This window comes from Niallia circulans (assembly GCF_007273535.1).
Classification (GTDB): Bacteria; Bacillota; Bacilli; order Bacillales; family Cytobacillaceae; genus Niallia; species Niallia circulans_B.
The window spans coordinates 974,421-989,186 of sequence record NZ_RIBP01000004.1 but is presented as its reverse complement, the minus strand read 5'-3'; the positions used below and the strand labels follow the sequence as shown (position 1 = coordinate 989,186).

Genomic DNA, 14,766 nt, shown 5'->3' with positions numbered 1-14,766 from the left:
GTTATATGAAACCTTAAATTGCTCCTCACATCTTTCTGGACCTTTGCATAGGTTAATGAGAGATAAATAAGACACATAGCCCATTCTTAAGACAGGGGCATACTGGAGTGACGACTAGTGAGCATAAATATCATGGATATCGTCGGCAGAAAATCCTATCATTGCGATTTAGCTTTTCGAATTATTGATATAAAGGAAGAAAATGGACGGAAAAGCGCTGTTTTATATGGAGAGGATTTCCGTCTTATCGCAGACGCTCCTTTTGAGGACTTAATTTCTATCAATAAGCCGATGCAGAGGAAGATGGCTCAGGAGATACAGTTTTTAGAGCAACAGTCATTAGAACTTTTTAGGCAGGATGTAAATCTGCTGAATAGGAAACAGGAGTATTCGTCGACAGATGCATACAGTAAACCATTTAATTATTTTCAAATGCCAGGGAAGGTATTACATTTAGACGGGGATCCGAACTATTTAAAGAAATGCCTTGATTTATACGAGAAAATAGGGATTCCCGTAACAGGTATTCATTCTAACGAAAAGGAAATGCCAGGAAAAATCACGAAACTGCTTGAGTACTATCGACCAGATATACTCGTAATAACCGGTCATGATGCCTATTCAAAGTCATTGGGTGATAAAGCAGACTTAAATGCTTATCGCCACTCAAAGTACTTTGTGCAGACAGTCAGAGAGGCTCGCAAAAAAATCCCTCACTTAGATCAACTCGTTATTTTTGCTGGTGCATGTCAATCCCACTTTGAATCTTTAATCCATGCAGGCGCGAACTTTGCTAGCTCTCCTTCAAGAGTTAATATTCACGCTCTTGATCCGGTGTATATTGTAGCAAAAATAAGCTTTACGCCTTTCATGGAGAGAGTTAATGTTTGGGATATACTGCGAAATACACTGACAGGGGAAAAAGGCCTTGGCGGAATAGAAACAAAGGGAGTACTGCGTACAGGCATGCCTTATAACACGAATCCACCTGAATAGATAAATAGAAATATTATAAAAACAACGATAGTTGCAATACAGCTTTGGCATAATCAAAATAGGCTGACTCTTAAAGAGAGCAGCCTATTTTTTATTTAAAAAAAGAGTTTGTAAATTTAAAAAAATATAGATACATAATTATCCCAGTATGGGAAAAAATAAGATTGTTGAAAAATAGGAGAAAAATAAGAATAAAAAATATTGACAACTTCTAAAAGAGACTGTTATAATTTATATTTTTGTTTGACTCTGTTGTGTCAGTGTGATATACTTTACACAGTGAGGTGGACCGAATATGGCAAAAACATTATCAGATATTAAAAAAGCTCTTGATTCGAATTTAGGGAAGAGATTAATGCTAAAGGCTAATGGTGGTCGTCGTAAAACGATTGAACGTTCCGGTGTACTAGCTGAAACATATCCTTCTGTGTTTGTAGTAGAGTTAGATCAGGATGAAAATGCATTTGAACGGGTATCGTACAGTTATGCAGATGTTTTAACAGAAACGGTTCAAATTACCTTCTTTGAAGATACATCAGGACAAGTTGCTCTAAGCTAATATATATTATGGAGACTAGCAGTTACCAATCGGTTGCTGCTTTTTTCATGGAGAAATCTAAAAAAACTGGAAACAGATTCAACACATGATTTAAAAACAGGGTTACATACTAAACTTACCGTGAATAATGAAAGGAGAGGTTTTTAAGTTGAGTAGACGACGAGGAGTTATGTCAGAAGGTTTAAAAGAAGAATTAGCAAAAGAGCTAGGGTTCTATGATGTTGTCCAAAAGGATGGATGGGGTGGTATCCGAGCAAAGGATGCAGGAAACATGGTCAAGCGGGCAATAGAAATTGCAGAACAAAGTCTTCTGAATAATCAAAAGTAGTCTTATTTTTGTACCTTTAAGTTAAATCCCTGTTTGCTAAGTTCAGCATTAACTATCAAGGATTTATTCACGGTATTAGGTTTAACTCTGCATTCTAAAGGGATGTGGAGTTAGGTCTTTTTTTGCACCTTTTTTCAGACACAAGAAAAACCCCTGAATTTTCTTGGGAAAACATAAATGATATTTAGTATTTTGCTTAATATGACAAATTTTATGGTAAAATCACTATAGCCATAAAACACTGTGAAATTATTTGTAAACAAAAACACAAAGCATAGGATGCTTCTTTGTTAATGTTTCATACATAGAGGAATTAGGTTATTATTTCAGTCATTCTTTTTATTTCCTGTTGTATGGTACAATAGGACGAAAAAGCGGACAATGAAAATGTTAAGTAGGTGGAAATATTGAAGCTTTTGGTGAAAGCACCAGCTAAAATCAACTTATCGTTGGATGTATTGAATAAAAGGCCAGATGGCTATCATGAAGTAGAAATGATCATGACGACCATTGACCTTGCTGACAGAATTGAACTTATTCTGGAGGAAAAGGATATTATAAAAATAAATTCCCTTAATCGATTTGTGCCAGATGACCAACGGAATCTTGCTTATCAAGCAGCAAATCTATTAAAGAAAAAGTTTGATGTTAAAAAGGGAGTTACAATAAAGATCGAAAAGAACATTCCAGTTGCTGCAGGTCTTGCAGGGGGAAGCAGTGATGCTGCTGCAGTTTTGAGGGGGTTGAATAAACTTTGGGACCTTCGCCTGACTCTTGATGAACTTGCTGAAATTGGAGCGGAAATTGGGTCTGATGTAAGCTTCTGTGTATATGGAGGCACAGCTCTTGCAACCGGAAGAGGAGAAATCATTAAACAGATTCCTGCTCCGCCTATATGCTGGGTCGTGTTAGCGAAGCCATTTATAGGTGTTTCTACTGCTGACATCTATAAAAAACTGGATGTTTCTCAAATAAAGCATCCTGACACAGAACAGATGATTGAATGCATACGAACAGGTGATTACGATGATATGTGCAGAAATGTCGGTAATGTGCTGGAAGATGTTACATTAAATCTTTATCCTGAGGTAGCGCAAATAAAGGATCAGATGAAAAAGTTCGGTGCGGATGCAGTATTAATGAGCGGAAGCGGTCCAACTGTTTTTGGTTTAATTGAGCATGATTCAAGAATGAATCGCGTTTACAATGGACTAAGAGGTTTTTGTGATCAGGTTTTTGCGGTTCGTATGATGGGAAATCGTCATACTCTTGATTAAATCCGTATAATACTGTAAAATTAAAGGTAAAATATTCGGATTTTGGAGGATCGCCTTATGAAATTTCGTCGTAGTGAACGTTTAATAGACATGACGAATTATTTACTGGAGCATCCAAGGCAATTAGTGTCCTTATCCTATTTTTCAGAGAGATATGGTTCAGCGAAATCTTCAATAAGTGAGGATTTGGCAATAATCAAGGAAACCTTTGAAGATAGAGGTATAGGTATTCTACAAACTTTGCCAGGTGCTGCAGGTGGTGTTAAATACCACGCAAAAGTTAATGAAGAAGAAGCAAAAGCCTTTATAGAGGAGCTTTGTCAACTAATTGTAAAACCAGACAGGCTCCTTCCTGGAGGATATCTGTATATGACAGATATATTAGGGGACACAGCTCTTGTTCAAAGAGTAGGAAAAATATTCGCGTCCGCATTTGCTGAAACAAATATTGATGTTGTCATGACTGTGGCAACAAAAGGTATTCCGCTTGCATATGCTGTTGCGTCTTACTTAAATGTTCCTGTAGTTATGGTAAGAAGAGACAGCAAAGTGACAGAAGGATCAACAGTCAGCATTAACTATGTTTCTGGTTCATCAAAGCGAATCCAGACGATGGTCCTTTCGAAAAGAAGCTTAGAACAAGGCTCAAATGTGCTTATTGTCGATGATTTTATGAAGGCTGGCGGTACAGTAAATGGCATGATTAGCTTACTGGATGAGTTTAATGCCAATGTTGCTGGCATTGCTGTCTTGATTGAAGCAGAGGAAGCAGAGGAAAGACTTGTCGATGATTATTTATCATTAGTGAAGCTTTCAGGTGTGGATGTTAAAGAGAAAAAGATATCTGTTGAAATTGGAAATTATTTTGATAAGAAACGATAGGGGGAAATGAAAATGAAAATTGTACAAACAAGTGGTGCACCAGCAGCAATCGGACCTTACTCTCAAGGGATTATTGTTAATAATATGTTTTACAGCTCAGGCCAAATCCCTTTGACAGCAGAAGGAGAGTTATTGCAAGGAAATGTACAGGAACAAACACATCAAGTCTTTAAAAATCTTGCTGCTGTCTTAAAAGAAGCAAATGCTTCCTTTGAAACTATCGTTAAGGCTACTGTCTTTATTAAAAATATGGATGATTTTGCTGCAATTAATGAAGTGTATGGACAATATTTCAATGTACATAAACCAGCACGATCTTGTGTGGAAGTTGCAAGATTGCCTAAAGATGTATTGGTTGAAATTGAAGTAATTGCACTTTGCAAATAGTATAAAAGTAGGGATATGTTAGTTTTTGTAGCTTTACTTAGCGTTTTTTAGTATTTTATATTAAATATTCTAAAAAAATTTGCTGATAAAGAAGGAGTTACGAAAATTCTGTTGAATTACTTAACTAGATTTTATCTTCTAGTAAAGGTGGTGAACAGAATGGAAGTAACTGACGTAAGACTACGCCGAGTCAATACGGATGGAAGAATGAGAGCTATTGCCTCTATTACTCTAGATAATGAGTTTGTTGTTCACGATATAAGAGTAATTGATGGTAATAACGGTCTATTTGTGGCAATGCCAAGCAAAAGGACACCGGATGGTGAATTTAGGGATATTGCACATCCGATTAACTCAGGTACAAGAGGTAAAATCCAGGAAGCTGTTTTAACAGAGTACCACCGCTTAGGTGAATTAGAAGTTGAATTTGAAGAAGCCGGTGCTTCCTAAAGAATACGAGCAGCTAGAGCCTACTTCTGAAGAGTAAGGCTCTTTTTTTTGCACATTTATTGCTTTCTAAATATATAAATATAATAAAATTTTATAACAACCTAATTTGGTTGGTTTTAGGTAAGCGGATTCTTGGGAACCGTATAAAAAAAGAAAATAAAAAAAATGGAGGATTAAACCCTTATAACCCCTTGTTTTTCTCTTTATTTTCATATATTTGGATACAAACATTCCTTGAAATCAAACTGTATTTGAGATATATTTTTAATGGATAAAAAGGTTAAATTGGAGGCCTGTAAATGATAAATCGATACGCAGTGATCTTGGCCGCAGGACAAGGAACAAGAATGAAGTCAAAGCTATATAAAGTACTTCATCCAGTTTGCGGCAAGCCGATGGTGCAGCATGTAGTCGATCAAGTATCAAAGCTTCAAATGGAGCGTATTGTAACTGTTATAGGTCACGGTTCAGATCTGGTAAAAGCACAACTTGGAGATAAGATAAGTTATGCCTATCAAGCTGAACAGTTAGGGACGGCGCATGCAGTTATGCAGGCGAAGGATTTTCTGGAGAACAAAGACGGTGTTACGGTCGTTGTTTGCGGCGACACGCCATTAATTACTTCAGAGACATTAGAGGCTCTTAGCAGCTACCATCTAAAAACTTCTGCCAAAGCAACTGTTTTGACTGCTGTTGCAGAGGATCCGACTGGTTACGGTCGAATTGTGCGTAATAATATTGGTGAAGTTGAAAAAATCGTTGAACATAAAGATGCTTCTGAAGAAGAAAAGCAAATAGTTGAAATCAATACAGGAACGTACTGTTTTGATAACGCGGCCTTATTTGAGGCATTGAATAATGTTACAAATGAGAATGTACAAGGGGAATACTACTTACCTGATGTCATTGAAATTTTCAAAAAGCAAGGAGAAATAGTTTCTGCATATAAGACAGGTGATTTTAGTGAGACGATTGGTGTAAACGATCGAATTGCACTGGCTGAAGCAGAGAGACTTTTGAAAAAGCGTGTAAATGAAGAACATATGCGCAATGGAGTTACAATTATAGACCCTTCTAATACTTATATTGGTACAGATGTAACGATCGGAAGCGATACGGTCATCCTGCCAGGTACAATCATTTCAGGGCAAACAACGATTGCTTCTGATTGTGTTATTGGCCCGAATACGGAAATTGGTAACTGTGTTGTTGGAGAAAGCACTGAAATCAGACAATCTGCAGCATTTGATAGCAAAATAGGTGCAAATGTGAATATTGGACCTTTTGCTCACATTCGTCCAGCTTCTTCGATCGGTGATGATGTGAAGATAGGCAATTTTGTTGAAATCAAAAAGGCTGAGTTTGGTGATAGAAGTAAAGCATCTCATTTGAGTTATATCGGCGATGCAAAGGTTGGCAGTGATGTCAATATTGGTTGTGGAACGATAACAGTTAACTATGACGGAGAAAACAAGTTTTTGACTACAATAGAAGATGGGGCATTCATTGGCTGTAATTCCAACCTGATCGCACCGGTTAAGGTTGGCAAAGGAGCTTACGTTGCAGCTGGCTCTACCATAACAGATGATGTTCCAGCAGAATCGTTATCTATCGCAAGGGCCCGCCAAGTTAATAAAGATGAGTACGTGAAGAAATCAAAGCAAGATTAAAAAGCATTGAAGAATAAGAAGAAAATAATGGCTTCTTATTCTGTTCTAAAAGAGGACAAGCTATTAGTTAGGAAAAAAGCCAGTGGAGGTTCATCATGCTAGTAAAAAATACAGATCCAAACTTAAAGGTATTTACCTTGAATTCCAATCCAGCATTGGCAGCTGAAATTGCCAAATCAATCGGAGTGGAATTAGGTAAATGCTCTGTAACACGTTTCAGTGATGGAGAAATTCAAATTAATATTGAAGAGAGCATTCGTGGCTGTGATGTTTACATCATTCAGTCAACAAGTTCTCCTGTAAATGAGCATATCATGGAACTACTTATTATGATTGATGCTTTAAAACGCGCTTCTGCTAAAACAATTAACTTAGTTATTCCTTATTACGGATATGCTCGACAAGATCGCAAAGCTCGTGCACGTGAACCAATTACTGCTAAGCTTGTGGCAAATCTGCTTGAAACTGCTGGCGCTACACGTGTTATCACGTTAGACTTGCATGCGCCGCAAATTCAAGGATTCTTCGATATCCCTATCGATCATCTTATGGGTGTACCTATCTTAGGAGAATACTTCAGCAAAAGAGAATTCGACGGTGACATTGTTATCGTTTCACCAGACCATGGTGGTGTGACACGCGCTCGTAAGCTTGCAGAGCGTCTTAAAGCGCCAATTGCTATTATTGATAAGAGAAGACCAAAGCCGAATGTGGCTGAAGTCATGAATATTGTCGGGAACATCGAAGGCAAAATTGCCATCCTGATTGATGACATTATTGACACTGCTGGCACAATTACTCTTGGAGCAAATGCTCTTGCAGAAAATGGAGCGAAGGAAGTATACGCTTGCTGTACACATCCAGTTCTTTCAGGTCCTGCGATGGAAAGAATTAAAAATTCTAAAATTAAAGAGCTTGTAGTAACAAATTCTATTGAGCTTCCAGAAGAAAAGCTTACAGAAAATGTTGTACAACTTTCTGTGGCAGACCTGCTTGGAGAAGCAATCATTAGAGTTCATTCTGATCAATCAGTCAGCTATCTATTCGATTAAGAAGTATGTCGCTCCCTTTAAGGGGCGACTTATTTCAATTTAAAAAGGCGCACTCCATCTAGGAAAAAGTTACCTAGTTTCAAACTTGCATGTTTAAAATAGGCGGTTTTAGGGAATTTTTTATATATAGCGATATAAAATGATGGAGGCGATTTTTTTATGACTGCAACATTACAAGCAAAAAAACGTACGGTTTCTAAGCATTCAGTATTATCGGATTTGAGAAATAACGGGGACATTCCAGCAGTTGTCTATGGAACAAAGGTAGACAGTACATCTATTTCTTTAAGTGAAGCAAACTTTTTGAAAGTATTGAAGGATGTTGGTCGTAACGGAGTCATCTCCTTGGATGTTGACGGAGAGAAGCACAATGTCGTGCTGAACGATTACCATTCTGATCCGATTAAAAGAAGCATACTGCATGCAGACTTTTTAGCAGTTGATTTATCAAAAGAAATAACTGCAACAGTCAGAGTCAACCTTACAGGAGATTCAAGCGGTGTAAAAGACGGTGGTGTATTGCAGCAAGCGTTGCATGAAGTTGAAGTAACAGCTAAGCCGAATGATATCCCTACCGCTATTGATATTGACATTAGCAGCCTTGAGGTTGGTGAAACACTTTCTGTTGCTGATATTAAAGGTTATGATAATCTGGAAATCAATCATGAGGCAGATGAAACGATTGCTTCCGTACTTCCTCCAAGACAAGAGGAAGAAATCAGCACTGGGGAACAGCAAGATGGCGGAATCCCAGAAAATGTGGAAGGCAGAGAAACTTCTGTTGATGGAACCGATTGAGTGTAAAGAGTAAACCCTTTATATTTTTAATTGATTAATTGCCCAAAAGAGGAAGGTATGCAGTAATTGTATGTAGAATATCAAATAGAAGAGCTTTTTCTAAATGGATATATGCATACAGGCTATTGGAATAAATAAAATGGAGGCTTAGCCGATTAACAGCTGTTGGCAAGCCTTCTTTTTCTGTATATAAACAAGAATAAAAGGGTGAAATAAATGAAATTGGTAGTTGGCTTGGGCAATCCAGGAAAGCAATATGAAAAAACAAGGCATAATATTGGATTTGATGTTATAGATTATATATCTGAGGAATATGGAATTCCTTTAGATAAATCGAAATTCAAAGGACAATATGGATTAGGAATGATTAATGGAGAAAAAGTGATTTTATTAAAGCCGCTTACATACATGAATCTATCCGGTGAATCCATTCGTCCAATTATGGACTTTTATGATATTGCTACGGAAGATATTGTAATTATATATGATGATTTAGACTTACCTGTTGGTAGAATACGTTTAAGGCAAAAGGGCAGCTCTGGCGGGCATAATGGAATTAAATCAACCATTGCCCATACAGGAACGGAAAAGTTTAACCGCATTCGTGTGGGGATTGACAGACCTCAAAACGGAATGAAGGTTACAGATTATGTTTTAGGTAAATTTACGAAAGAAGAGCAAGCTGAATTAGAGATGATTGTGAAAAAATGTTCGGATGCTTGTGCTCAATGGATGAAAGAACCATTTTTACAAGTGATGAATATATATAATATCCAGTAGGATTTGGATGAACCATCTTTTTTACTCGATGTTCCTTAGTATAACTTCCCTCCAAAAGGTAAATACTAGCACTAGTTCATAAAAGCTTTAAGGAGGCTTGCGCCCGTGGCCATACATTATAATTGCAGGCATTGTGGAGTAAAGTTAGGGAGCATAGATGAAAGTTCTGTGGAAACAGCTCGACTTGGTTTTGATATGTTGACAGAACAAGAAAGAGCAGAGATGATTAATTACAGTGAAGCTGGCGATATTCATATTAAAGCCATATGTGAGGATTGCCATGAATCTTTAGCGAAAAATCCAGGATATTATGAAAATGATTATTTAATTCATTAATAGGTATTTAGGGCATTACGGTGAAAGAAGCTTTGGAGCGATTCCAAAGCATTTTTCCGTTTTGTTGTTTACAAAATTTTGAAGAATAGATGTAATATATGTACTAGAGTTAAAGTGGAAAATATTGTTAAAGATAGATGAGCAGGCTACAAAAACAGATAAATTGGATATGAGTTAATATATGTGAGAACGAGAACAGAATTGTTTGTTCATTTTTCAAGTAGGGAGGGAATCTTCTATTGTTAGGGCTTAAAAAATTATTTGATCAACAGGAAGACGTTAAAAATGTCATATCTGGTGTTAATGCAGGATTAAAGGAACAGATTGTTTCTGGAATGTCTAACTCTGCAAGAACACTGTTTATGGCTTCCATATATAAAAAGACAAAAAGGCCAGTAATTGTAATAGCACCTAATTTACTTCAGGCTCAAAAGCTATATGATGATATTACAAATGTAGTGGATGAGAACGAAGTGTTTTTATATCCTGCAAATGAGCTTATAGCTGCAGAGATAAGTATTTCCAGTCCAGAGCTGAAGGCACAGCGAATCGAAGTACTGAATCATTGGACAAATGAAAAGACAGCAAAAGGGATATTGATAGTTCCTGTAGCGGGGTTACGCAAACTGCTTCCACCTAAAGACCTTTGGAAAGAGCAGCAGATTGAACTTGAGGTTGGAAAGGATATCGATCTTGAAGCGCTTATCCAGCGGTTTGTGACAATTGGATATGTACGTACAGACATGGTTTCGGCTCCCGGTGATTTTAGTCTTCGAGGAGGGATACTAGATATTTATCCTTTAACAGAGGAAAATCCCCTTCGAATAGAGCTGTTTGACACGGAAGTTGATTCTATCAGAACCTTCTCTCTAGAAGACCAGCGCTCCAAGGAGAAGCTATCGTCCATTATTATAGGCCCAGCAACAGAGGTAATTATCGGAACAGATGAACTCGAAGCCTTTGGTCAGAAGGTTGAAGCGGGTCTGGCAAAAAGCTTGAAGAAAATAAAGGATGATAAAACCAAGACATTGCTTGCCCAGAATATAGGCTATGAGATTGAACAGCTCAAAAATGGCCAGAAACCAGAGCAGCTTTATAAATATTTGTCTCTTCTTTATCCTGATCATACAAGTTTAATAGATTATTTACCGAAAAATGGTCTTCTGTTCGTTGAAGAAATTAGTAGAGTTCAAGAAATGAATGATACCTTGGAGAAGGAAGAGGCAGATTGGTATACAAGCTTGCTTAATGATGGAGAAATCATTCATGATATGAAGCTGTCCCAAAGTGTCCAGGAATTGCTTCAAAGGTCTGTACAGCCTATTGTTTATATGTCCTTATTCCTGCGCCATGTTCCAAATACGAATCCGCAAAATATTATTAACGTAACATGCAAACAGATGCAAAGCTTCCATGGACAAATGAATGTGCTTAAATCAGAGATGGATCGATGGAAGAAGAACAAGTACTCTGTTATTGTGCTGGCGAACAGTGAAGAACGGCTGGAAAAGCTGGAGCAAGTATTGCAGGATTATGAAATTCAAGCAATGATTCAGAAGGACCCGGATAAAATTGCCAAAGGCAAAATTCAGCTGATTGAGGGTAGCCTTCAGTCAGGGTTTGAAATGCCGATAATGAAGCTGGCTGTCATCACTGAAGAGGAGCTTTTTAAGACTAAGATCAAAAAAACATCAGCGCGAAGACAAAAGCTGTCTAATGCGGAGAGAATAAAAAGCTATTCTGAGCTGAAAATCGGGGACTATGTTGTTCACGTAAATCACGGAATAGGTAAGTACTTAGGAATTGAAACACTGCAAATCAACGGTATTCATAAAGATTATCTGCACTTGCGCTACCAAGGCAGTGATAAGCTGTATGTTCCAGTCGACCAGATAGATTTAATCCAAAAATACGTTGGGTCTGAAAGCAAAGAGCCAAAAATATATAAGCTTGGCGGGAATGATTGGAAGAAGGTTAAGAAAAAGGTTGAATCGTCTGTTCAAGATATTGCTGACGATCTTATTAAGCTGTATGCAGAAAGAGAGGCAGCTGTCGGTTATGGCTTCTCTCCTGACGGAGAAATGCAGCGGGAGTTTGAATCATCGTTTGCCTATCAAGAAACAGAGGATCAGTTGCGTTCTATCCATGAAATCAAAAAAGATATGGAAAGGGAACGCCCGATGGATAGGCTGTTATGTGGAGATGTTGGTTACGGAAAAACAGAGGTTGCTATCCGCGCAGCTTTCAAAGCTATTGCTGATGGAAAGCAAGTTGCTTTTCTTGTACCTACAACAATCCTTGCACAGCAGCATTATGAAACTTTAAGAGAAAGATTCCAGGATTATCCGATTGAGATAGGCTTACTAAGTAGATTTAGGACAAGAAAGCAGCAAACAGAAACAATGAAGGGATTAAAAGCAGGCACACTAGATATTGTTGTCGGCACACACCGCATCCTTTCAAAGGACATCATTTACAGAGATTTAGGTTTGCTTATCATTGATGAAGAACAGCGATTTGGTGTTACACATAAGGAGAAAATTAAGCAGTTAAAGACAAATGTAGACGTTTTGACATTAACAGCTACTCCGATTCCAAGAACATTGCATATGTCTATGCTCGGTGTGCGTGACCTGTCTGTTATTGAGACTCCGCCTGAAAATCGTTTCCCTATCCAGACATATGTCATGGAATACAATGGTGGACTTGTGCGTGAAGCTATTGAGAGAGAGCTGGCAAGAAACGGGCAAATTTACTTCCTATATAATCGGGTGGAAGATATTGAGCGTAAAGCAGAGGAAATATCCATGCTGGTTCCAGATGCAAGGGTGACGTATGCCCATGGGCAAATGACCGAAAATGAATTAGAATCAGTGATGCTCAGCTTTCTAGAAGGAGAGTTTGACGTTTTAGTAAGCACGACAATCATAGAAACAGGTGTAGACATACCGAATGTTAATACATTAATCGTTCAAGATGCAGACCGCATGGGACTTTCCCAGCTTTATCAATTGCGTGGACGTGTTGGCCGCTCTAACAGGGTAGCCTATGCTTACTTTACGTATCGTAAGGACAAAGTGTTAACAGAAGTGGCTGAAAAAAGACTGCAGGCAATCAAGGAGTTTACAGAGCTAGGGTCTGGTTTCAAAATTGCGATGCGTGACTTGACGATCAGGGGAGCAGGTAATCTTCTTGGTGCACAGCAGCATGGATTCATTGATTCAGTCGGATTTGACCTGTACTCTCAAATGCTCAAAGATGCGATTGAGGAGCGAAAAGGAACATTTGATGAACAGCAGAGACAAACAATTGATTTAGATCTTGATATTGATGCTTATATACCAGACTTTTATATCAATGACGGTCAGCAAAAGATTGAAATGTACAAAAGGTTTAGAGGGGTTACATCCTTCGATGAACTTTCAGAGCTTCAGGAGGAAATGGTCGACAGATTTGGAGATTATCCGTCTGAGGTTGCCTATTTATTTAAGCTGACAGAAATGAAGCTATACGGCAAAGCCGCTGGAGTTGAGCTTATTAAACAATCGAAGGAAGAAGTGCTTATCTTGTTGTCTGAGCAAGGCAGCAGCCAAATGGATGGCCAGAAAATATTCGAAAAAAGCTCTAAGTTTGGCCGGATGATTGGCTTAGGCATGGATGGCAAGAAATTGAAGATGGTTCTCCATGTAAAAGGAATCGAAACAGATAAGTGGCTGAATGCTTGTTACGAAATGGTAGAAGCATTGAGTACATTTAAAAAAGAGCCACAGGAAGCAAGCTGATTATAGTAGACAAAAACTGTTTAAGAAGGCATAAGGCCTGGATTAGACAGTTTTTGTCTTTTTTTATTTAGGGGAAGTTTTAACTATTTTGGACAAGGGTAAAAGACAGGTAGAGATAATGCTAAAAAACATATGATTGTACAAGGGTTGGATTCCCCTCGCAATCAAAAAACCAAAGATTTTGTTCTTAGAAGAAATGTACGTTGGCTTGATTGTAATTTTAGTAAGTTATGCTCCAAGTTACCTAAGATGGTAATATTCACATCGAAGAGAAAATTTTACGTAGTTAATGCATAGAACTTTCCATATGAAAGATACTAAGTTTAAATATGGTAGCATTTCATATTTTACAGAAGAAATACTTACCAATATTAAAAAAATCATCTGATGAAAGTGAGGCAACATGAAATGAAAGCAACTGGAATTGTGCGTCGAATCGATGATTTGGGCCGTGTCGTCATCCCAAAAGAAATCAGAAGAACTTTACGTATCCGTGAAGGAGATCCACTGGAAATCTTCGTAGATCGTGATGGAGAAGTAATTTTGAAGAAATATTCTCCTATAAGTGAGTTAAGCGATTTTGCTAAGGAGTATGCAGAGGCCTTATATGATAGCTTAGGAAATTCTGTTTTAATATGTGACAGAGATACCTATATTGCAGTCGCGGGCGGATCGAAAAAGGAATACTTAAACAAAAATATCAGCGATGTAATTGAAAAAGCTATGGAAGACAGAGGGTCAGTACTAGTTACACAGCAAGAGCAAATTGCGCTAGTTGATAACAATACAGAATCTGTTTCTGCTTATACAATCGGTCCAATTATTGCAAACGGAGATCCAATTGGTGCAGTTATCATTTTTTCTAAAGAAACTTCTCTTGGTGAGGTAGAAAAGAAAGCGGTAGAAACTGCTGCTGGTTTTTTAGCTAGACAAATGGAATCCTAAAACTTATTTACTTCAAGGCAGCTGCTAAGGCTGCCTTTTTATTGTGCTTTTTTATTAAAAAATAAAATTGGTGCTTTTTGTTATATGAAATGTAGAACAGTTCTGTTATAATAAATATATAACAAAAATAGGAGAATCTAAATGTATATTAAATTAGACCCTCAATCAGACTTCCCTATATATTCGCAATTAATACATCAATTAATGGAGGGAATTTTAAAAGGTGATTTAAAGGAAGGAGATATGCTCCCTTCTGTAAGATCTTTGGCTGCAGACTTAGGCATTAACATGCATACGGTCAATAAAAGCTATCATGAGCTTGAAAAAAGAGGGATCATTCAAATTGTTCCTAAATCCGGGGCAGTTGTCAGGCCACAGCAAGCAGAACAAGGATCAGAACATTACGCACGACTAGTTAGAGAAATGAAACCCGTTTTACTTGAGGCAATGACATTAGGAATGGGAAAAGCTGAGATTAACAGCCTGGTTGAATTGCTGGTAAAAGAATATAAGGAGGAATAAAC

The 14,766-nt window shown here is 37.7% G+C and carries 15 protein-coding genes; all 15 read left to right on the top strand.

What is annotated here, in order from left to right:
- Positions 1 to 117: 117 nt before the first annotated feature.
- Positions 118 to 996 (top strand): sporulation peptidase YabG, encoded by an 879-nt coding sequence (gene yabG / locus CEQ21_RS12915; RefSeq protein ID WP_185764886.1) that lies wholly within the window; start codon positions 118 to 120, stop codon positions 994 to 996.
- Positions 997 to 1,291: 295 nt separating this feature from the next.
- On the top strand, positions 1,292 to 1,555 hold the full coding sequence (gene veg, locus CEQ21_RS12910; RefSeq protein ID WP_031537121.1) for a biofilm formation stimulator Veg: 264 nt from the start codon (positions 1,292 to 1,294) through the stop codon (positions 1,553 to 1,555).
- 148 nt (positions 1,556 to 1,703) lie between these two features.
- Positions 1,704 to 1,883, top strand: a complete 180-nt coding sequence (locus CEQ21_RS12905; RefSeq protein WP_127742555.1) for a small, acid-soluble spore protein, alpha/beta type — start codon at positions 1,704 to 1,706, stop codon at positions 1,881 to 1,883.
- Between the two features lie 407 nt (positions 1,884 to 2,290).
- A complete protein-coding gene (gene ispE / locus CEQ21_RS12900) occupies positions 2,291 to 3,160 on the top strand; it encodes a 4-(cytidine 5'-diphospho)-2-C-methyl-D-erythritol kinase (protein ID WP_185764885.1) in 870 nt (289 codons plus the stop codon).
- 57 nt (positions 3,161 to 3,217) lie between these two features.
- A complete protein-coding gene (gene purR, locus CEQ21_RS12895) occupies positions 3,218 to 4,042 on the top strand; it encodes a pur operon repressor (RefSeq protein ID WP_185764884.1) in 825 nt (274 codons plus the stop codon).
- Positions 4,043 to 4,054: 12 nt separating this feature from the next.
- Positions 4,055 to 4,429, top strand: coding sequence for a RidA family protein (locus tag CEQ21_RS12890; RefSeq protein ID WP_185764883.1), 375 nt, complete (start codon positions 4,055 to 4,057; stop codon positions 4,427 to 4,429).
- A 159-nt stretch (positions 4,430 to 4,588) separates the two neighbouring features.
- Positions 4,589 to 4,879 carry a septation regulator SpoVG gene (gene spoVG / locus CEQ21_RS12885; protein ID WP_101658244.1) on the top strand — a complete coding sequence of 97 codons (291 nt, stop codon included), beginning with the start codon at positions 4,589 to 4,591 and terminating at the stop codon, positions 4,877 to 4,879.
- 299 nt (positions 4,880 to 5,178) lie between these two features.
- Positions 5,179 to 6,549 (top strand): bifunctional UDP-N-acetylglucosamine diphosphorylase/glucosamine-1-phosphate N-acetyltransferase GlmU, encoded by a 1,371-nt coding sequence (gene glmU, locus CEQ21_RS12880; protein WP_185764882.1) that lies wholly within the window; start codon positions 5,179 to 5,181, stop codon positions 6,547 to 6,549.
- 95 nt (positions 6,550 to 6,644) lie between these two features.
- The gene (locus CEQ21_RS12875) at positions 6,645 to 7,601 is read left to right on the top strand and encodes a ribose-phosphate diphosphokinase (protein ID WP_185764881.1); all 957 of its coding nucleotides are present in this window, start codon (positions 6,645 to 6,647) and stop codon (positions 7,599 to 7,601) included.
- 159 nt (positions 7,602 to 7,760) lie between these two features.
- Positions 7,761 to 8,399 carry a 50S ribosomal protein L25/general stress protein Ctc gene (locus CEQ21_RS12870; RefSeq protein WP_185764880.1) on the top strand — a complete coding sequence of 213 codons (639 nt, stop codon included), beginning with the start codon at positions 7,761 to 7,763 and terminating at the stop codon, positions 8,397 to 8,399.
- A gap of 216 nt (positions 8,400 to 8,615) precedes the next feature.
- Positions 8,616 to 9,179 carry an aminoacyl-tRNA hydrolase gene (pth, locus tag CEQ21_RS12865; protein ID WP_185764879.1) on the top strand — a complete coding sequence of 188 codons (564 nt, stop codon included), beginning with the start codon at positions 8,616 to 8,618 and terminating at the stop codon, positions 9,177 to 9,179.
- Positions 9,180 to 9,284: 105 nt separating this feature from the next.
- Positions 9,285 to 9,515 carry an anti-sigma-F factor Fin family protein gene (locus CEQ21_RS12860; RefSeq protein WP_127742540.1) on the top strand — a complete coding sequence of 77 codons (231 nt, stop codon included), beginning with the start codon at positions 9,285 to 9,287 and terminating at the stop codon, positions 9,513 to 9,515.
- A 239-nt stretch (positions 9,516 to 9,754) separates the two neighbouring features.
- A complete protein-coding gene (mfd, locus tag CEQ21_RS12855; RefSeq protein ID WP_185764878.1) occupies positions 9,755 to 13,297 on the top strand; it encodes a transcription-repair coupling factor in 3,543 nt (1,180 codons plus the stop codon).
- A 408-nt stretch (positions 13,298 to 13,705) separates the two neighbouring features.
- On the top strand, positions 13,706 to 14,242 hold the full coding sequence (spoVT, locus tag CEQ21_RS12850) for a stage V sporulation protein T (RefSeq protein ID WP_127742536.1): 537 nt from the start codon (positions 13,706 to 13,708) through the stop codon (positions 14,240 to 14,242).
- A gap of 141 nt (positions 14,243 to 14,383) precedes the next feature.
- Positions 14,384 to 14,764 (top strand): GntR family transcriptional regulator, encoded by a 381-nt coding sequence (locus CEQ21_RS12845; protein ID WP_185764877.1) that lies wholly within the window; start codon positions 14,384 to 14,386, stop codon positions 14,762 to 14,764.
- Positions 14,765 to 14,766: the final 2 nt, after the last annotated feature.